General features: G+C 67.2%; 20 protein-coding genes. 4 read left to right on the top strand and 16 right to left on the bottom strand.

Features of this window, described 5'->3' with window-relative positions; all coding sequences use genetic code 11:
- The first annotated feature begins 184 nt into the window (after positions 1-184).
- From tyrS to ACIGJC_RS02520, 4 genes are all read left to right on the top strand, one after another.
- Entirely contained in the window at positions 185-1,426 is a 1,242-nt protein-coding gene (tyrS, locus tag ACIGJC_RS02505) for a tyrosine--tRNA ligase (protein ID WP_483710451.1), read from the top strand.
- Positions 1,427-1,434: 8 nt separating this feature from the next.
- On the top strand, positions 1,435-1,905 hold the full coding sequence (gene dtd / locus ACIGJC_RS02510; RefSeq protein ID WP_483710452.1) for a D-aminoacyl-tRNA deacylase: 471 nt from the start codon (positions 1,435-1,437) through the stop codon (positions 1,903-1,905).
- Between the two features lie 88 nt (positions 1,906-1,993).
- Positions 1,994-2,641: a YbhB/YbcL family Raf kinase inhibitor-like protein gene (locus ACIGJC_RS02515; protein ID WP_483710453.1), complete on the top strand. Its 648-nt coding sequence runs from the start codon at positions 1,994-1,996 to the stop codon at positions 2,639-2,641.
- Between the two features lie 49 nt (positions 2,642-2,690).
- Positions 2,691-3,365 carry a histidine phosphatase family protein gene (locus ACIGJC_RS02520; protein WP_483710454.1) on the top strand — a complete coding sequence of 225 codons (675 nt, stop codon included), beginning with the start codon at positions 2,691-2,693 and terminating at the stop codon, positions 3,363-3,365.
- 27 nt (positions 3,366-3,392) lie between these two features.
- On the opposite strand, the gene ACIGJC_RS02525 is transcribed toward ACIGJC_RS02520, so the two are convergent.
- From ACIGJC_RS02525 to ACIGJC_RS02600, 16 genes are all read right to left on the bottom strand, one after another.
- On the bottom strand, positions 3,393-4,130 hold the full coding sequence (locus ACIGJC_RS02525) for a queuosine precursor transporter (RefSeq protein WP_483710455.1): 738 nt from the start codon (positions 4,128-4,130) through the stop codon (positions 3,393-3,395).
- 169 nt (positions 4,131-4,299) lie between these two features.
- Positions 4,300-4,884 (bottom strand): BPSL1445 family SYLF domain-containing lipoprotein, encoded by a 585-nt coding sequence (locus ACIGJC_RS02530; RefSeq protein ID WP_483710456.1) that lies wholly within the window; start codon positions 4,882-4,884, stop codon positions 4,300-4,302.
- 44 nt (positions 4,885-4,928) lie between these two features.
- Complete coding sequence (locus ACIGJC_RS02535; RefSeq protein ID WP_483710457.1) at positions 4,929-5,522, bottom strand: hypothetical protein; 594 nt, start codon at positions 5,520-5,522, stop codon at positions 4,929-4,931.
- A gap of 219 nt (positions 5,523-5,741) precedes the next feature.
- Complete coding sequence (gene ruvB, locus ACIGJC_RS02540; RefSeq protein WP_483710458.1) at positions 5,742-6,794, bottom strand: Holliday junction branch migration DNA helicase RuvB; 1,053 nt, start codon at positions 6,792-6,794, stop codon at positions 5,742-5,744.
- 34 nt (positions 6,795-6,828) lie between these two features.
- Complete coding sequence (gene ruvA / locus ACIGJC_RS02545; RefSeq protein ID WP_483710459.1) at positions 6,829-7,410, bottom strand: Holliday junction branch migration protein RuvA; 582 nt, start codon at positions 7,408-7,410, stop codon at positions 6,829-6,831.
- Positions 7,411-7,527: 117 nt separating this feature from the next.
- Positions 7,528-8,685 (bottom strand): glycerophosphodiester phosphodiesterase, encoded by a 1,158-nt coding sequence (locus ACIGJC_RS02550; RefSeq protein WP_483710460.1) that lies wholly within the window; start codon positions 8,683-8,685, stop codon positions 7,528-7,530.
- An 81-nt stretch (positions 8,686-8,766) separates the two neighbouring features.
- Complete coding sequence (gene ruvC / locus ACIGJC_RS02555; protein ID WP_483710461.1) at positions 8,767-9,312, bottom strand: crossover junction endodeoxyribonuclease RuvC; 546 nt, start codon at positions 9,310-9,312, stop codon at positions 8,767-8,769.
- 205 nt (positions 9,313-9,517) lie between these two features.
- Positions 9,518-11,089: a bifunctional phosphoribosylaminoimidazolecarboxamide formyltransferase/IMP cyclohydrolase gene (purH, locus tag ACIGJC_RS02560; RefSeq protein WP_483710462.1), complete on the bottom strand. Its 1,572-nt coding sequence runs from the start codon at positions 11,087-11,089 to the stop codon at positions 9,518-9,520.
- Positions 11,090-11,111: 22 nt separating this feature from the next.
- Positions 11,112-11,345 carry a Fis family transcriptional regulator gene (locus ACIGJC_RS02565; protein WP_211948844.1) on the bottom strand — a complete coding sequence of 78 codons (234 nt, stop codon included), beginning with the start codon at positions 11,343-11,345 and terminating at the stop codon, positions 11,112-11,114.
- The gene (gene dusB, locus ACIGJC_RS02570; protein WP_483710463.1) at positions 11,342-12,412 is read right to left on the bottom strand and encodes a tRNA dihydrouridine synthase DusB; all 1,071 of its coding nucleotides are present in this window, start codon (positions 12,410-12,412) and stop codon (positions 11,342-11,344) included. Before dusB ends, ACIGJC_RS02565 begins: the two co-directional genes overlap by 4 nt.
- A 294-nt stretch (positions 12,413-12,706) precedes the next feature.
- Positions 12,707-13,945: a UbiH/UbiF/VisC/COQ6 family ubiquinone biosynthesis hydroxylase gene (locus ACIGJC_RS02575; RefSeq protein WP_483710464.1), complete on the bottom strand. Its 1,239-nt coding sequence runs from the start codon at positions 13,943-13,945 to the stop codon at positions 12,707-12,709.
- Positions 13,926-14,402: a hypothetical protein gene (locus ACIGJC_RS02580; protein WP_483710465.1), complete on the bottom strand. Its 477-nt coding sequence runs from the start codon at positions 14,400-14,402 to the stop codon at positions 13,926-13,928. Before ACIGJC_RS02580 ends, ACIGJC_RS02575 begins: the two co-directional genes overlap by 20 nt.
- Positions 14,399-15,793, bottom strand: coding sequence for an aminopeptidase P N-terminal domain-containing protein (locus ACIGJC_RS02585; RefSeq protein ID WP_483710466.1), 1,395 nt, complete (start codon positions 15,791-15,793; stop codon positions 14,399-14,401). Before ACIGJC_RS02585 ends, ACIGJC_RS02580 begins: the two co-directional genes overlap by 4 nt.
- A gap of 79 nt (positions 15,794-15,872) precedes the next feature.
- Positions 15,873-16,616 (bottom strand): N-acetylmuramate alpha-1-phosphate uridylyltransferase MurU, encoded by a 744-nt coding sequence (murU, locus tag ACIGJC_RS02590; protein ID WP_483710467.1) that lies wholly within the window; start codon positions 16,614-16,616, stop codon positions 15,873-15,875.
- On the bottom strand, positions 16,613-16,936 hold the full coding sequence (locus tag ACIGJC_RS02595) for an AzlD domain-containing protein (protein ID WP_483710468.1): 324 nt from the start codon (positions 16,934-16,936) through the stop codon (positions 16,613-16,615). Before ACIGJC_RS02595 ends, murU begins: the two co-directional genes overlap by 4 nt.
- A complete protein-coding gene (locus tag ACIGJC_RS02600) occupies positions 16,933-17,625 on the bottom strand; it encodes an AzlC family ABC transporter permease (RefSeq protein WP_483711454.1) in 693 nt (230 codons plus the stop codon). The genes ACIGJC_RS02595 and ACIGJC_RS02600 overlap by 4 nt, the downstream gene beginning before the upstream one ends.
- Between the last annotated feature and the right edge of the window lie 38 nt (positions 17,626-17,663).

Below are 17,663 nucleotides of genomic sequence, written 5' to 3' on the forward strand. Positions count from 1 at the left end.
TTCCTCCCCCGAGGTGCGGCGCGTGCTATTCAAATTTATTTGCCACCTGGTGTCGGCACTAGAATGGCGGGTGGCGCGCGGGCTTGGTACCGCTTGGCGCCAGGAAGCGCGGATTATACCAAGAATCGGCCCGGGGCCGAGTGGCGCATCCGCCAAATTTTCATGTATTTCAAAGACTTACGTCATGACTGAAGCATCCTCCGGCCCCGCGGCCAAATATCCCCTCACGCCGTCGGTCATGCACGCGCTTGAGGTCTCGAAGCGTGGCTGCGACGAACTGCTGATTGAAGCCGAATGGGCCCAGAAGCTGGCCCGTAGCGAAGCGACCGGCGTTCCCCTGCGCATCAAGCTCGGCCTCGATCCCACTGCGCCGGACATCCACATCGGGCACACCGTGGTCCTGAACAAGCTGCGCCAGCTCCAGGACCTGGGTCACCAGGTGATCTTCCTGATCGGCGACTTCACCTCGACCATCGGCGACCCGTCGGGCCGCAACAGCACCCGGCCGCCGCTCACGCGCGAGCAGATCGAGACCAACGCCCAGACCTACTACCGCCAGGCCAGCCTGGTGCTCGACCCGGCGCGCACCGAAATCCGCTACAACAGCGAGTGGTGTGACCCGCTCGGCGCCCGTGGCATGATCCAGCTGGCCGCCAAGTACACCGTGGCCCGGATGATGGAGCGCGACGACTTCACCAAACGCTTCCGGTCTGGGATTCCCATTTCGGTCCATGAGTTCCTTTATCCACTCATGCAGGGCTACGATTCGGTCGCGCTGAAGTCCGACCTGGAGCTCGGCGGCACCGACCAGAAGTTCAACCTGCTGGTCGGGCGCGAACTGCAGAAGGAATACGGCCAGGAGCCGCAGTGCATCCTGACCATGCCGCTGCTGGTGGGCCTGGACGGCGTCGAGAAGATGTCGAAGTCCAAGGGCAACTACGTCGGCGTGACCGAGGCGCCCAGCGAGATGTTCGGCAAGCTGATGAGCATCTCGGACGACCTGATGTGGCAGTACTACACGCTGCTGTCGTTCCGCCCGCTGGCCGAGATCGACCTGATGAAGCAGGAAATCGCGCTCGGTCGCAACCCGCGCGACTGCAAGGTGATGCTGGCGCAGGAGATCGTGGCGCGCTTCCACAGCCAGGCCGATGCCGAGAAGGCGCTCGAGGACTTCAACCACCGCGCGCGCGGCGGCGTGCCGGACGACATCCCGGCCGTCAGCCTGTCGGGTGCGCCGCTGGGCATCGCGCAGCTGCTCAAGCAGGCCAACCTGGTGCCGTCCACGTCGGAGGCCAACCGCAATATCGAGCAGGGCGGCGTGAAGATCGACGGTGCCACGGTCAGCGACAAGGCCGTCAAGGTGGCAGCGGGCACCTATGTGGTCCAGGTGGGCAAGCGCCGCTTTGCCCGCGTGACGCTGGCCTGAGCCGGACGATGATCGCACTGATCCAGCGCGTCGCGCAGGCCCGGGTGACCGTCGGCGGCCGCACCACCGGGGAGATCGGCGCCGGACTGCTGGCGCTGGTCTGCGCCGAGCGCGGCGATACCGAGGCGCAGGCCGACCGCCTGCTGGCCAAGATGCTGTCCTATCGCGTGTTTTCCGACGCGGACGGCAAGATGAACCTGCCGGTGCAGAATATGGACGGCAACGGCGGGGCGGGCGGGCTGCTGGTGGTGTCCCAGTTCACGCTGGCGGCCGATACCAACAGCGGTACCCGGCCCAGCTTCACGCCGGCGGCGTCGCCCGAGGACGGGCGCCGCCTGTACGAGTATTTCGTCGAGCGGGCGCGCGCGTCGCACCCGGACGTGCAGACGGGCGAATTCGGGGCGATGATGCAAGTGAGCCTGACCAACGACGGACCCGTGACGTTCTGGCTGCGCGTGTCGCCGCCCGGCAACGCCTGAGCCCGCCGCAGGCTGCCGCAACCCGGACAGGCAGCAGGAAACCACGGTGGCCGCGCCCGCGCTGGCCATCCACAGACAGGAGAGACAAATGAAACTCTGGAGCAAGTCCTTCGCCGACAACACGCCGATCCCCGGCGAGTTCGCCTTCTGCGTGCCCGACGCCGATGCCCACGTGGCCCTGTCGAGCAACCGCAATCCAGACCTGCATTGGGAAGACGCGCCGGCCCAGACGCGGTCCTTCGTCCTGATCTGCCATGACCGCGATGTCCCGAGCAAAGGGGACGACGTCAACCAGGAAGGCCGCGAAGTGCCGGCATCGCTGCCGCGCGTGGACTTCTACCACTGGGCGCTGGTCGATATTCCGCCGGGCCTGACCACGATCGCCGCCGGCTCGCACAGCGACGGCGTGATCGCGCGCGGCAAGCCGGGACCCGAAGCGGCCGGCGGCACGGCCACCGCCGGCGGCCTGCGCCACGGCATCAACGACTACACCGGCTGGTTCGCCAATGACGCCGACATGAAGGGCGACTACTACGGCTACGACGGCCCGTGCCCGCCGTGGAACGACACGCTGCTGCACCACTACGTGTTCACGGTTTACGCGCTGGACCTGGAGCGGGTGCCGCTGGACGGCAAGTTCACGGGCGCCCAGGTGCTGGAAGCCATCCGCGGCCATGTGCTGGCGCAGGCAAGCCTGACCGGCACTTACACGCTCAACCCCAAGGTGGCCGGCTGAGGTCGCGTGCCCGGCGTCCGCGCCGGGCAAGGAAATGCAAGGAAAGGGCATGTTGCAAAGCTCCGGGCCGCATTCGCTGGCCTACACGCACCTGATTGTGATCCGTCATGGCGAGACGGCCTGGAACCGCGAGCGCCGGCTGCAGGGCCAGCTCGACATCCCGCTCAACGAGACCGGCGAAGCCCAGGCGCGGGCGCTCGCCGCGGCGCTGTCAGGCGAGCCGATCGACGCGGTCTACTCCAGCGACCTGGGCCGTGCCATGCAGACCGCTGCGCCCCTGGCCGACGCGCTCGGCCTGCAGGTTCGCTCCGAGCCGCGCCTGCGCGAGCGCAGCTACGGCACCTTGCAGGGCAAGACCTATGCCGAGGTTGCCGAGCAACTGCCCGAGGACTTCGCCCGCTGGCAGGCGCGCGTGCCAGATTACGCGCCGCCTCAGGGCGAGTCGCTGGCGCAGTTTCATGATCGCGCGGTCGAGATCGCGCTGTCGTTGTCGCGTCGTCATCCGGGCGAGCGCATCGCGCTGGTGGCCCACGGCGGCGTGCTCGATTGTCTCTACCGCGAGGCCACCGGCATGACGCTGGAAGCGCCGCGCCAGCATGAACTGCTGAACGCCAGCATCAACCGCCTGCGCAGCGACAGCCATCACCTGACGCTGGCCCAGTGGGGCGACGTGACCCACCTGGAAGCGCTGGCGCTCGATGAAGTGGACCGGCGCGTTCCCTGACGGGACGCCACGGGCAGGCCGCCGGCCTCAGACGCGCAGGCGGAACGGCGTGAAGTTGGTGTTGCGGTCGTACCAGTCCTCGTTCTCGGCGCGCTTGAGGAAGTTCACGACCTTGTACGTGACCGGCGTCATCACGACTTCCCAGCCGGTCTTGAGCACATACTGCGCCACCGCGACCTGGAGCACCTTCTCCAGCGGCCAGATCCCGTAGAACGCAATCACGTAGAACAGGGATGAGTCGACCAGCTCGCCGGCGAGCGTCGAGCCGATGGTGCGGCTCCACAGCCAGCGTCCGCCCGTCCACAGCTTCATCTTGGCCAGCACATAGCTGTTGGCGAAGCTGCCGCAGCAAAAGGCAATCAGCGAACCTAACGCGATGCGCCAGGTATTGCCGAACACATCTTCCAGGCTCTTCTGGTAGTCGGCCATGAACGGCGCCACGGGCATGTGCAGCACCACCAGGCTCATGAACGTCGCAAACGCCAGGGCCGCGAAGCCCGCCCACACCACGCGGCGGTCGCGGCCATAGCCGTAGACCTCGGTCAGCACGTCGCCAAAGATGTACGAGATCGGGAAGAACAGCACGCCGGCGCCGAAGGTAACCGGCCCCAGCAGTGGGACTGTCACTTGCGCCGCCTTGGCGGCCCCGATCAGGTTGGAGCACAGCAGCACGGTGACGAAGGCCACCATGACGAGATCGTAGTAACGGTAGACGCGCCCGGTATGGGTGGAGGCGGCTGTGGCGGCGGTGGGCAGGGCGGACATCGAGGTTCCCGGTTTGGCGGCGCTTTGCGCGCCTGCGTTTTTTCGGGCGATTATGCCAGCCGGGGACGTGCCTTGCCGTGCAGCAAGAAAAATCCCGGCCGTAGCCGGGATCGTGCGGTAAGTGTACCGGTTCGTGCGGCTATCCAGCCGCGGGTCGGCGCTTCCGGGATCAGATATCCAGTTTGGAGATTTTGGCGCCGTTGATCGACGCATCGAACATCAGGCCCGCGTTGGTCTGCACGAAGCCCACCACCGGTTGCTGGCTGGTCAGCGTATCGAGCCGGCCGTCCGCGCCGATCTTGGCCAGTGCCACGTTCGCATCCGCTCCGGCGGTCCAGCCCTTGCTTGCCACAAACTTGTTGTAGGCCTCGGGCGTCATGAACATGATGATGACGGCCTTGGACTGGCCACCTGCGGTCAGGCCAACCGAAGCCTGCGCGGTGCTGTAGTAGCCCACGGTCGAACCGTGCGAGCGCAGGGCTCCTTCGCCGTATTCGCCGCCGACCACCAGGCCCGCCGAGATGACGCGCGGGAACACCAGGATGCCCTGCGCACGGTTGGCGAGTTCGCGAGAGCCGTTGGTTGAGGAATACAGGCGGTTCAGCGCGCCATCCACACCCGCATCGATTTCCTGTCTTTTCGCTGCCGGATCGGACGAGGCCTTGGTGCCTGTCGTCGTGCAGCCAACCGTGAACGCGGTGGCGACGAGCAGCCCCGATCCGGCAACCCGGGTAACAAAATGGCGTCGATTCATAGGTAACCTCCTGGTGGGGTAAAGTACCGCGTCTGGCTTCGGGGTCAATTGGCTGCGGATGCAGCCGGGGCTTTGACCGTGATGGCTACGACTTCACGATAGACGATCTTTGCCATCTGGCCACGCTGGATCTTGCTGAGATCGATGGCAGGATCTTCCACCTTGACTGTGCGCAAGGTTTCGCGCGGGCCCCGGAACGTGACCAGATGCTTGGCCGGATCGACCTTCGTGATCTCCGCCGTCACAGTCGTGGTGATCTCGCGCATGATGCCGGGCTTGCTGCCTTCGGCCGCGCGCGAAGTACGGTCCACCGTTTCCGCCAGCGCGGACGACTTGCTGTCCACCGGTTCCAACGATGCCACCAGCGCCGCGCCACGCGCGATGGTGAGGATGTCGCCCTTGTGGATCTGGCCGAAATTCTTCACTTCGTCGCCGCCCACCAGTTCGACGACGTTGCCGCGCGGGCCTTGTACCAGCACAGCCTTGGTGTTCGGATCGATATCGATGATCTTGCCGCTGACGACGGCCTCCTCGGCAACGCCGACCGGAGCCTGCGGACGCTGGGCGTAGGCGCTGGTGGCGATAAGCATGGCAGCCGCTAACACTGCGACTGGCAGGGAGGACGGACGACGGATCATGGTTTTCCTTGGCGATGGTAAGCGGCCATGCCAATTGGCACGGCTACCGGGGCACCATGGCTGGGGTGCCGTTGAAGCCATTGTGGACAATCGGGCAGGGGCCAGCAATCCACTTCGAAAAAATTTGGGATGCGGGACAAAAAAGTTTAATTGACGACAGGGAGGCGCCGGGCGAGCGCTTGTGGCGGTGCAGCATTCACCGCCGGGAGCCGGTTTTCCTCAGGCGGGCAGCTCGCCGGTGCCGCCGCGGTCGGGCGCGGGAAGGCCGAAGTGGAGGTAGGCCGCCGCCGTGGCGACGCGGCCGCGCGGCGTGCGTTGCAGGTACCCCTGCTGGATCAGATAGGGCTCCAGCACGTCCTCGATGGTGTCGCGTTCTTCGCCGATCGCCGCGGCCAGGTTGTCGACACCGACGGGGCCGCCGCCGAACTTGTGCAGCACGGCCTCCAGCAGCTTGCGGTCCATCAGGTCGAAGCCCACGCCGTCCACGTCCAGCATGGCCAGCGCGGCATCGGCGATCTCGCGGCTGATGGTGCCATCGCCCTTGACTTCGGCATAGTCGCGCACGCGGCGCAGCAGCCGGTTGGCAATCCGGGGCGTGCCGCGCGCGCGGCGGGCGATTTCCAGCGCGCCCTGCGGGTCGATCCGGGCGCCCAGCAACTGGGCCGAGCGCGTGACGATGCGTGCGAGCTCCTGGGCCGTATAGAACTCCAGCCGCGCCACAATGCCGAAGCGGTCGCGCAGCGGGTTGGTCAGCATGCCGGCGCGGGTGGTGGCGCCGACCAGCGTGAACGGCTGCAGGTCGAGCTTGACCGAACGCGCCGCCGGGCCTTCGCCGATCATGATGTCGATCTGGTAGTCCTCGAGCGCGGGGTACAGGATTTCCTCGACGACCGGCGAGAGCCGGTGGATTTCGTCGATGAACAGCACGTCGTTGGTTTCGAGGTTGGTCAGCAGCGCGGCCAGGTCGCCCGGTCGTTCGAGCACCGGACCGGAGGTCTGGCGCAGGTTGACGCCCATTTCGCGCGCGATGATATGCGCGAGCGTGGTCTTGCCCAGGCCGGGCGGCCCGAACAGCAGCACGTGGTCCAGCGCCTCGCGGCGGTTGCGCGCCGCGTGCATGAAGATGTCCAGCTGTCCGCGCACCTTCTCCTGGCCGACGTACTCGTCGAGCAGCTTGGGCCGCAACGCGCGCTCGAACGCCTCTTCGTGCGCGGAAGCGGGCGTGGCGGCGATCATGCGGTCGGGGGCGGAGAACTTGTCGGTTTCAATCATGGCTGCGGCGTCAGGTGTCGCGCTATTTTACGCTTCACGCCTTGGACAGGGCCTTCAGCGCCAGCTTGATGCCATCCGAAACGCCCGTGCCGGCAGGCACCTGCTTGATGGCCGCGGCGGCTTCCTTTTCCGAGTAGCCGAGCGCCAGCAGCGCGTTGAGGATATCGACCGCGTTGTCATGCACGGGGGTTGCGCCCGGCGCATGGCCGAGTTCCGCGCCGAGCTTGCCCTTGAGTTCGAGCAGCAGGCGTTCGGCGGTCTTCTTGCCGATGCCCGGCACGCGCGTGAGGCGCCCGGCTTCCTGCAGCGTGATAGCCTGCGCCAGTTCCGGCACGGACATGCCGGACAGCACCGCCAGCGCCATGCGCGCGCCGATGCCGGTGATCTTGATCAGCTCGCGGAACGTGTTGCGCTCGGTCGCCGTGCCGAAGCCGTAGAGCAGGTGCGCGTCCTCGCGCACGATGAGCTGGGTCAGCAGCGTCACCGGCTGGCCGGTCGCGGGCAGGTTGTAGAACGTGCTCATCGGCACATCGATCTCGTAGCCGACGCCGTGGCAGTCCACGAGCAGGTGCGGAGGATTTTTCTCGATAAGGGTGCCGGCGATGCGTCCGATCATGGTTTTGCGTGTGCGTTAGCGTTAGCGGTATGGGCAGGAGCGGGGTCGGTTCAACGGTATTGCGGTATTACGGTCCTGCGAAAGGCCGCAAGTGTAGCCCAGCGGCGCATCCGCGCCTCACGGGTTCCGGGCGTCGATGGCACGCCGGCCGAGCGCCGGGTCATCGGTGAAGACACCGTCCACGCCGGCAGCGACAAAGGCCTCCACCTCGCGCACCATGCCGGCGGGGCTGCGCGTGGCGGCATCTCCGCCAGTCCGGAAGGCCTTGGGCAGGAAGGCATTCTCGGGCCGGAATGTATAGGGATGCACCAGCAGGCCAGCCGCGTGCGCGTTGCGCACGACGGCGGAAGGCGCGCCCAGGCCGCCTTGCGCATCGCGCGGCACCACGCTGTTCTTCTCGGGGCCGATGCCGTCGGCGTAGGCAGCTACTTCGCGCAGGCCGGTCGGGCTCAGCATGTCGCCATAGGTCCGCGTGTCGCCGGCCAGCCGCCAGTCGGGCGGGGTCTGCTTCGGGTTGCCGATCAGTTGCACCAGCCTGACATTGGGCATGCCATGCCCCAGGGCCTTGCGCACCTCGCGCAGGCTGCCGGCCTCGAAAGACTGGACGAAGACGGGCGCCTCGCGCAGGTATGGCTGGCGGCGCAGCGCTTCGAGGAGTTTGTCTTCAAGCGGCTTGCCGATGCCGCGGAAGTAGCTTGGGTGCTTCAGTTCGGGATACAGGCCGATCTGCCGGCCGGTGCGCAGCGATGCCTGTTGGGCGAGCCGCACGATCTCGTCGAAGGTCGGGATCTCGAACTGGTCGTTGAGGCGGGCATTGTCGGGGCGCAGCTTCGGGATGCGTTCGCGTGCCCGCAGCGTCTTGAGTTCGGCCAGCGTGAAGTCCTCGGTGAACCATCCGCTCAGGCGTTCGCCGTCGATGACTTTGGTGCGTTTCCGGTCGGCAAACTGCGGCATTTCGGCCACGTTGGAGGTGCCGCCGATTTCGTTTTCATGGCGCGCCACGAGAACGCCGTCGCGCGTGATGACGAGATCGGGCTCAATGACATCCGCGCCGTCCTCGATGGCCTTGGCATACGCGGCCAACGTGTGCTCGGGGCGCAGCGCGCTGGCGCCGCGGTGCGCGATGACCAGCGGTTTGCTGGCCGGTGCGGGCGCGGGGATTTCTTTGGCTGCGGCGGTAGGCTTGGGTGCGGAAGGCGTGGGTAGCTTCGTGGCGCAGCCGGCCAGCACGATTGTCGCCAGGGTTGCGGGAAGACAGAATCGGAAGCGGAGCATGGTCGAGGGTTCGTGGCCGCCGCGCGGCAAATGCCCTCGATTGTAAGAGACGGGCGTGTTGGGCTCTTGCCGCGGTATTTGTCAGCCGATCAGCCGCCCGCGACGCACGCGCATGCCCTTGCGGACGAGGTCGGGGGCCAGGCCGGACAGCGTGCCAAGCGTGTCGCCGCCATTGGCGTGGCAGATGGCCACGCCGAGCGCATCGGCGGCGTCGGTGCTCGGACGCCCCGGCAGGCTCAGCAGCCGCATCACCATCTCCTGCACCTGTTCCTTGTTGGCGCGGCCATAGCCGACTACCGCTACCTTGAGTTGCAGGGCGGTGTATTCGAATACCGGCAGGCCTTGCCCCACCAGTCCGCAGATCGCCGCGCCGCGGGCCTGGCCCAGCAGCAAGGTCGACTGGGGGTTGACGTTGACGAACACCTTCTCGATCGCCGCGCAGTCCGGTGCGTAGGTGCGGGCCACCTCGCTGATGCCGTCAAACAAGGTCTTCAGGCGCGCAGGCAGGTCAGTGTCGCCATTGCTCTTGATGGTGCCCGAGGCAATGTAGGAAAGCTTGTTGCCGTGCTTTTCCAGTACGCCGAAGCCGGTTGTGCGGAGGCCGGGGTCGATGCCTAAGATGCGCATTTATTTTTGGGGATGGAGGGGGCGACAGACGTTTTCTTGGTACTTGGATGCGCTGCTGTTTCGCCGGCGTAGCCGGCGGAGCAGCAGCGCCCGCCAAGCACGATACCGCCCTTATTCCCCCAAAACCAGCCAGAAGCAAAAAAGCCCCGAGCCACAGGCAACATCACCCGCGAACCCGGAGCCCTTCGCAAAAGAAGCCGCAGAATCAGTGACGGAAATGCCGAGTACCGGTCAGCACCATCGCAATACCACGTTCATCCGCAGCAGCGATCACTTCGTCATCGCGCATCGAACCACCCGGCTGAATCACGCAAGTCGCGCCGGCGTCCACCACCACATCCAGCCCGTCGCGGAACGGGAAGAACGCATCCGACGCCACAGCCGACCCGGCCAGGGTCAGTCCGGCATTCTGCGCCTTGATGCTGGCGATGCGCGCCGAATCCACGCGGCTCATCTGCCCGGCGCCGACGCCGAGCGTCATGCCGCCGCCGCAGAACACGATGGCGTTCGACTTGACGTACTTGGCCACGCGCCACGCAAACATCAGGTCATCCATTTCCTTGGGGGTCGGATGACGACGCGTCACCACGCGCAGTTCCGACGGCTTGACGTTCTTGGCATCCGGGCCCTGCACCAGCAGACCGCCGCCCACGCGCTTGAAGTCATACTGGTTGACCCCCTTGCCCAGCGGGATCTCGAGCAAACGCACGTTCTGCTTCGGCGCGAACACGGCACGCGCAGCCGCGCTAAATGACGGCGCGATCAGCACTTCGACAAACTGCTTCGCAACGGCCTGCGCCGCAGCTTCGTCGAGTTCCACGTTGAAGGCGATGATGCCGCCGAAGGCCGAGGTCGAGTCGGTCTTGAAAGCCTTGTCATACGCTTCCAGCGCATTCGCGCCGACAGCCACACCACACGGGTTTGCGTGCTTGATGATCACGCAGGCCGGGGTGGCAACGTCGAAGGACTTCACGCATTCCCACGCCGCATCGGCGTCGGCGATGTTGTTGTACGACAGTTCCTTGCCCTGCAGCTGCACGTAGTTGGCCAGCGCGCCATCCACCGCCTTCAGGTCCCGGTAGAACGCGGCGGACTGGTGCGGGTTCTCGCCGTAGCGCATTTCCTGCACCTTGTCGAAGGCCAGGTTCAGCGTCTGCGGGTATGCGCTGCGGCCCTGGTGCGACTTGTCGGTGCCGAGGCTGGTCAGGTAGTTCGTGATCGCGCCATCGTACTGGGCGGTGTGCGCGAATACCTTGGTGGCCAGGCGGAAATTGGTGTCGTAGCCGACCTTGTTGCCATTGCCGCGCATTTCGTCGAGCACCACGGCGTAGTCAACCGGATCGACGATCACGGTCACGTCGCGGTGGTTCTTGGCCGCCGAGCGCAGCATGGTCGGGCCGCCGATGTCGATATTCTCGATCGCGTCCGGCAGCGTGCAGTCATCCTTGGCGACGGTCTGCTGGAACGGGTACAGGTTCACTACCAGCAGGTCGATCGTCGGGATATTGTGCTCGGCCAGCGCGGCCATGTGCTCGGGCAGGTCGCGGCGCGCCAGGATGCCGCCGTGCACCTTCGGGTGCAGCGTCTTCACGCGGCCGTCGAGCATCTCGGGGAAGCCGGTGTAGTCGGCCACTTCCGTGACGGGCAGGCCGCTGTCGGCCAGCAGCTTGGCGGTACCGCCGGTGGAAAGCAGCGTGACGCCGAGCGCGTTCAGTTCGCGCGCGAATTCGACGATGCCGGTCTTGTCGGAAACGGAAAGGAGAGCTTGCTTGATCATGGCTGTACGAAACGCTTCAAATTCAAATTAAACCGTGCAGCTGCAACTTCTTGCGCAGCGTATTGCGATTGATGCCCAGGTAGGCGGCGGCCAGCGACTGGTTGCGCTCGGCGCGCACCATCACGGCTTCGAGCAACGGGCGCTCGACGGCCTCCAGCACCATGTTGTACATATTGGACGGCTCTTCGCCATCCAGATCCCGAAAGTAGCTGTCCAGGCTGTCCCGGATGCACTGGTCGATAGCGTTGCGGCTCATGCGGCAAGCAACTCCCCTTTTTTGTTGTTGTTGTCCGTTTCATCTTCCCTCTCGCCCGCACCGGCTTCATCGACATAGACCAGCCGGTCGGACCACTGCGCCTGCTCGTCAAAGAAGGCATTGACCGCGGCAAGCTGTTCGCCTGTGCTCTCCAGCGTGTTCATGCGATGGCGGAACACGTTCGCGCCACGCAGCCCGCGCGTGTACCACGCAATATGCTTGCGCGCGGTACGCACGCCGGTGAACTCGCCATAGAAATCGTAGTGGTCTTCCAGGTGCGTATTCATGATGGCGCGGATCTCGGCCACCTCCGGCGGGGGCAGCAATTCGCCGGTGGCCAGGAAGTGCTCGATCTCGCGGAACAGCCACGGCCGGCCCTGTGCCGCGCGGCCGATCATGATGGCGTCGGCGCCCGTCAGCGCCAGCACCTGCCTTGCCTTCTGCGGTGTCGTGATATCGCCGTTGGCGACCACCGGAATACCGATGGTGGCCTTGACCGCGGCGATGGTCTCGTACTCGGCGTCGCCGTGGTACAGGTCGGCGCGCGTGCGGCCATGGATGGTCAGCATGCTGATGCCCGCGTCTTCCACCATGCGCGCGACGCGCAGGGCGTTGCGGTTCTCGCGGTTCCAGCCGGTGCGGATCTTCAGCGTGACCGGGACGCGATCCCCGACGGCACCGACCACGGCCTCGACGATGCGCACCACCAGCGGCTCGTTCTGCAGCAGCGCGGAGCCCGCGGCCACGTTGCAGACCTTCTTGGCCGGGCAGCCCATGTTGATATCGATGATCTGCGCGCCGCGGTCCACGTTGTAGCGGGCGGCCTCGGCCATCATGGCCGGCTCGGCGCCGGCGATCTGGACCGAGATGGGCTCCACTTCACCGGCATGGTTGGCCCGGCGCATGGTCTTTTCGCTTTTCCAGAGCTGTGCATTGGACGCCACCATTTCCGACACCGCATAGCCGGCGCCGAGCTGCTTGCACAACTGGCGGAACGGGCGATCCGTCACGCCCGCCATGGGGGCGACGAACAGGTTGTTGCGAAGCTGGTGTGGTCCGATTTGCACGTTGAGGCGGCGATTCCGGTGATTACGGCGGCCACGGCTCCCGGCGGCATGCGCATGGCGCAATGCAAATCGGGTCGGCCCGGCTGCGTGGTTCTGGAGTGAAACGGAAAAACACGCCCGCGCCGAAACGGCTGTCGGCAATCTTCACGGGCATGAGCGAGGGCTGGATTCTAACGCCAAACGACTGCCGCTGCCCAAGAATTGAGCATCAAGACAATAGGTGGCGTCTGAAAACGCTGGACCCGGCTGGGCGAAAAGTGGCGAAAGCCGCATGCGCGGCTTTCCCAGGGCTTTTCAGCGGCGCATGCCGAACATCATGTGCCGTGCCAGCGCGTGCTTGAGCGGCGCCAGGCAGGCCAGCGCCGCCAGCGAAGCCCCGCGCGCATGGGCGGCCATCGGGTAGTGGACGCCGAATGCGCGCGGCAACAGGTCGGTCACGCCGATGGTCACCGCCCGGTCCAGGCGGTGGCGCGAGGCGAAGGCCTTCAGCGCGCGCGGCGTGCAGCCCGTGCGCAGCGAGTCGGCCAGCGCGAAGGCATCGCGAAGTCCGAGGTTGAGCCCCTGGCCCGCCACCGGGTGCAGGGTCTGGGCGGCATTGCCCACGGCCGCGATGCGGCCGTCGACCGTGACGGGCGCAGCGTTGAGCCCGAGCGGGAAAGCGTGGCGCTTGCCGGCCAGCGTAAAGCGGCCCAGGCGGTCGCCGAATGCCTCGCCAAGCTCGGCCGCGAAATCGGCGTCGGACAGCGCCAGCCGGCGCGCCGCCTGTTCGGGCGGGCAGCACCAGACCAGCGCGTAGCCGTCGACGCCATGTTCGTCGTAAGGCAGCAGCGCCAGCGGCCCTTCGGTGGTGAATCGCTCCCACGCCCAGCCCGGCCGTGACCGCGAGCAGGCAACGTGCCCGATCACGGCGGTCTGGCCGTAATCGCGATGCCGCGCGCCCTGGCCCCCATGCGCGACCTGCTGGTGGAACAGGCCGCCTTCAGCCTGCACGGCGATGCGCGCGGCAAAGCGCGCCGCCTGCCCGTCGGCCGTCGTGCCGGCAAGGTGCACGGCGCCGGCCATGGCGTCCAGGCCATCGAAGTTCCCGCCGATCAGCGGATCCTGCCGCAGCTCGTCGATGCGGGTCTCGAAGACGCGCAGCAGCCGAGATGCACCGGCCTGCTGGACGGCGCGGCCAAGCGCGCGTTCGAGCACGTTGCACAGTTCGCCGTAGCGCACCACATAGCCCAGCGCCGGTACGCCATAGTCTTCATGGTGGAGCTTCACATGGCCGAGATGGCCGCGTTGCGAAACATGGATATGCTCGATCGCCGTGCCCGCCACCGGCCACGCACCTACCTGCTCCAGCAGTTGCCGGCTGCCATGCGACAGCGCGATGGCGCGCGGGTCGCGCGCCGCCCGCGCCGGCGTGGCCGCATCGATGAGCGTGATGCGCCATTCGGTCGCCAGCAGCAACTGGCAGGCCAGCGCCAGGCCTACCGGCCCGCCGCCGACGATGGCGATGTCCCTGACTTCAGGCTCGGCCTGGGTCATTGCCGGCGCTCCCGTCCGTAGTGAGATCCGGCGCCTGCTCGGGCGCGCCGCGTTTCCAGCAGATCGCGTCGGAGCGCGACTTGCCGGCCTCGGCATCGCGCAGGGCGTTGTCGAGTTTCTGCTGGTTGAAGCCGGGCAGGGCCTGCAGGCGCTCCAGCAGGGCGCTGGCGTTGGCCGCGTCCAGCGGCGCGACGCAGCCCTGGCCGCTGTCGGCGGCGCCCACCAGGATCAGCCAGGCCTTGCCGGCCCAGGGGGCGGCCTTGGAAACCCGCACTACCACGCGTTCGAGCGAATCCCACATGACCTCCTCGCGCTGACCGTCGGGGCGGTGTACCACCACGCGGTCGTCGTAGAGGTTGAGTACGAACGGTTCGTTCGGATCGACGTGGCGTTTCGTGGGCACGTTGTGCGGCGTCCCGGCGCTGCCGGGGAACAGTCGTCGCAGCCATCCGATCATGCTTTGCCTCCGGTAATGCTATTGCGCTCGCGCATCAGGGCCTCGATCTCGTCGGCCTTGACCGGCACGCCGCGCGTGATGATCTCGCAGTCGCCGCCGGTGACCACGGCATCGTCCTCGATGCGGATGCCGACATGCCAGTAGCGTTCCGGCACGTCCTCGGCCGGACGCACGTAGATGCCAGGCTCCACGGTCACGACCATGCCCGGCTCCAGCGGCCGCCACGGGCGTTCGCCGTCAACGGCGGGCGCGGCCGCGCGGTATTCGCCCACGTCGTGCACGTCCATGCCGAGCCAGTGGCCGGTGCGGTGCATATAGAAGCGGCGGTAGCTGCCGCTCGCCAGCACGTCGTCGAGCGTGCCTTCCTTGTTGCGATCCAGCAGGCCGGTATCGAGCATGCCCTGCGCGAGCACGCGCACCGCGGCATCGTGCGGCACGTTATAGGGGACACCCGCGCGCGTCTCGGCAATCGCGGCTTCCTGCGCGGCCACCACGAGGTCGTACAGCTCGCGCTGGGCCGGCGAAAAGCGTCCGGATACGGGGAAGGTGCGGGTGATGTCCGACGCGTAGCCGTCCAGCTCGCAGCCGGCGTCGATCAGGCACAGGTCGCCGTCTCGCAGTTCGGCGGGGCCGGCGCGATAGTGCAGCACGCAGGCGTTGGGCCCGGCCGCGACGATAGAGTTGTAGGCCACGCTCTGCGCGCCGTGGCGGCGGAATTCGTACAGCAGCTCGGCTTCCAGGTGGTACTCGCGCAGGCCGGGGCGGGTCGCCTGCATGGCGCGCACGTGGGCGCCCGCGGAGATCTCGCCGGCGCGGCGCATGGTAGCCAGTTCGCCGGCATCCTTGATCAGCCGCATCTCGTCGAGCAGCGTACGGATGTCCACCGCGACCGATGGCGCCGCGACACCGGCGCGGCCCTGCATGCGCACCGCATCCAGCCAGCGGCGCACCTGCATGTCGGTGCGCGTCGACGCGGCCAGCGGATACGCGAGCTGCGCGCGGTTGGCGAGCAGGCCGGGCAGGATGGCGTCGATCTCTTCGACCGAATGGGCTTCATCGAAGCCGAAGGCCGCGCGTGCGCCGTCGGGGCCGTAACGGAAGCCGTCCCAGATCTCGCGCTCTTCATGCTTCGGGCGGCAAAACAGGATGCTGCGGTCGGCTTCGGTGCCCTGGCCGGCGACCAGCACCAGCACGGAATCGGGCTCGGTGAAGCCGGTCAGGTAATAGAAATAGCTGTCATGCCGGTACGGGTAGTCGCTGTCGCGGTTGCGCATGGCTTCCGGCGCCGTGGGCAGGATGGCCACGCCACCGCCGCCGGCGCGCAAGTGCTGCAGCACGCGCGCGCGACGATCGCGGCAAGACGCCAGGAGGGCTGTATCGGGTGCGGACATAGGATTGCCAACTGGATGGGGGAATGCATCAGATTCTAACGCTGACGGACCTCGGGGCCCGTCAGCGCAGGCAGGCGACTCAGGCGCCGCCTGCGGTGGCCGTGCCGCGCGCGGCGACGGCGTCGTTCAGCGCGACCAGCTGGGCCGGCGTGCCGACGTTTTCCCAGCGGCCGTCGAAGCGCTCGCCGCTGGCCGCGCCCGCCGCGATGGCGGCGCGATAGCAAGGCGTCATCGCCACCTTGGTGCCGGGGGCGATATCGCGGAACAGGCGCGTGTCATACAGGCCGATGTTGCCGAAGGTCAGGCGCTCGGCTCCCGGCGCCGCGTCAAGCGCCAGCCGGCCGTCGGGCCACAGCGAGAAGTCGCCGGCCGGGTGGAACGGCGGATTGGGCACCATCACCAGATGCATGCGCGGGACCGGCGCACCGGCCATCTCGCGGGCACGCGGCAACAGGGCGCGGAAGTCGTACTCGCAGAAGATATCGCCGGAAACGGCCAGGAAGATCTCGCCGTGCTCCGCCTGAGGCGCCCGCGACAGCAGCGGCAGCGCCTTGGCGATGCCGCCGGCCGTCTCCAGCGCGCTGCCTTCGGCGGAATAGGCGATGCGCGCGCCAAAGCGGCTGCCGTCGCCCAGCGCGGCCTCGATCTGCTCGCCGAGCCAGGCATGGTTGACGACGATGTCGCGCAGCCCGGCGCGCACCAGTGCCTCGATCTTCCAGACGATCAGCGGCTTGCCGCCCACCGGCAGCAGCGGCTTGGGGCAACTATCGGTCAGCGGACGCATGCGGTCGCCGCGGCCGGCGGCGAAGATCATGGCTTTCAAATCAGGGTCTCCATGGCGAGCAGGGCGGCCATGCCGCCGACGATGGTCCAGCCGATGCTGCGCGTGCGCGCCGCGATCACGATCGCGACCAGGGCGGCAACCAGCCTCGCGTTGAGCGGGCTCACGTAGAGTTCGCCGCCGCGCATCAGCAGGTCTGGGGCGATCAGCGCGGACAGCATGGCGGCCGGCACGAACTGGAGCGCGGTGCGGAACCACGCCGGCAGCCGCACGCGGCCTTCGACCGCGATGAACGACAGGCGGATCAGGAAGGTGGCCAGGCCCGCGCCAATGAATACCCACAGCAAGGTCAGCGAGTTCATGCCGGCTCCTTGCCGATCGCGGCGTCCTTGCCGGCCGGACGTTCGCCGGACACGTTGCCACGGCCGAGCAGCAGCATGCCGGCGGCAATGCCGCCGAGTGCGGCCACCATCAGCCCGAGCTTGTGGGGCATGCCGAAGCACGCCACCGCAAGGGCGGTCGCCACCAGCGCCGCGGCGACCTGCGCGCGGTGCTTGAGGCCCGGCACGATGATGCCGATAAAGGTCAGCGGCAGGAAAAAGTCCAGTGGCCAGTCACGCGGCACCTGTGCGCCGACCAGCACGCCGGCCAGCGTCGACACTTGCCAGCTGGCCCACAGCGCGAAACCGCCGCCGAAGTAGAACCAGTGGCGGTAGCGCGCGCGCGGGCCGGTGTCGGCCAGCCGGTGCGTCATGGCGGCAAACGCTTCGTCGGTCAGCAGGTAGGCGATCAGCGCTTTCCAGCGGCGCGGCAGGTGGGCCAGCGTGGGGGCAATGGTGGCGGAGTAGAGCGCATGGCGCAGGTTCACCATGGCGACGGTGACGGCGATCACCAGGGCCGGCGTGCCGGCCGACCACAGTTGCGTCAGGATCATCTGCGAAGCGCCACCGAACACGATGGCGCTCATGGCGCAGGCCAGCCAGGCGGGCATGCCTGCGCCGACCGCCAGCACGCCATAGATCAGGCCGAACGGCACCACGCCCAGCAGCATGGGCGCGAGCGCGCGTACGCCCGCCCACCATTCGCCCG

Source organism: Cupriavidus sp. C3SS-1, assembly GCF_057073755.1.

Excerpts from the sequence above, each read along its gene's own strand:
- ACIGJC_RS02565 (WP_211948844.1), bottom strand. The coding sequence starts at position 11,345 with ATGAGCCGCAACGCTATCGACCAGTGCATCCGGGACAGCCTGGACAGC.
- ACIGJC_RS02520 (WP_483710454.1), top strand. The coding sequence starts at position 2,691 with ATGTTGCAAAGCTCCGGGCCGCATTCGCTGGCCTACACGCACCTGATT.
- ruvA (WP_483710459.1), bottom strand. The coding sequence starts at position 7,410 with ATGATCGGACGCATCGCCGGCACCCTTATCGAGAAAAATCCTCCGCAC.
- ACIGJC_RS02530 (WP_483710456.1), bottom strand. The coding sequence starts at position 4,884 with ATGAATCGACGCCATTTTGTTACCCGGGTTGCCGGATCGGGGCTGCTC.
- ACIGJC_RS02535 (WP_483710457.1), bottom strand. The coding sequence starts at position 5,522 with ATGATCCGTCGTCCGTCCTCCCTGCCAGTCGCAGTGTTAGCGGCTGCC.
- tyrS (WP_483710451.1), top strand. The coding sequence starts at position 185 with ATGACTGAAGCATCCTCCGGCCCCGCGGCCAAATATCCCCTCACGCCG.
- ACIGJC_RS02525 (WP_483710455.1), bottom strand. The coding sequence starts at position 4,130 with ATGTCCGCCCTGCCCACCGCCGCCACAGCCGCCTCCACCCATACCGGG.
- ACIGJC_RS02595 (WP_483710468.1), bottom strand. The coding sequence starts at position 16,936 with ATGAACTCGCTGACCTTGCTGTGGGTATTCATTGGCGCGGGCCTGGCC.
- dtd (WP_483710452.1), top strand. The coding sequence starts at position 1,435 with ATGATCGCACTGATCCAGCGCGTCGCGCAGGCCCGGGTGACCGTCGGC.
- ruvB (WP_483710458.1), bottom strand. The coding sequence starts at position 6,794 with ATGATTGAAACCGACAAGTTCTCCGCCCCCGACCGCATGATCGCCGCC.
- purH (WP_483710462.1), bottom strand. The coding sequence starts at position 11,089 with ATGATCAAGCAAGCTCTCCTTTCCGTTTCCGACAAGACCGGCATCGTC.
- ACIGJC_RS02550 (WP_483710460.1), bottom strand. The coding sequence starts at position 8,685 with ATGCTCCGCTTCCGATTCTGTCTTCCCGCAACCCTGGCGACAATCGTG.
- ACIGJC_RS02600 (WP_483711454.1), bottom strand. The coding sequence starts at position 17,625 with ATGCTGCTGGGCGTGGTGCCGTTCGGCCTGATCTATGGCGTGCTGGCG.
- ruvC (WP_483710461.1), bottom strand. The coding sequence starts at position 9,312 with ATGCGCATCTTAGGCATCGACCCCGGCCTCCGCACAACCGGCTTCGGC.
- ACIGJC_RS02575 (WP_483710464.1), bottom strand. The coding sequence starts at position 13,945 with ATGACCCAGGCCGAGCCTGAAGTCAGGGACATCGCCATCGTCGGCGGC.
- ACIGJC_RS02580 (WP_483710465.1), bottom strand. The coding sequence starts at position 14,402 with ATGATCGGATGGCTGCGACGACTGTTCCCCGGCAGCGCCGGGACGCCG.
- ACIGJC_RS02515 (WP_483710453.1), top strand. The coding sequence starts at position 1,994 with ATGAAACTCTGGAGCAAGTCCTTCGCCGACAACACGCCGATCCCCGGC.
- ACIGJC_RS02585 (WP_483710466.1), bottom strand. The coding sequence starts at position 15,793 with ATGTCCGCACCCGATACAGCCCTCCTGGCGTCTTGCCGCGATCGTCGC.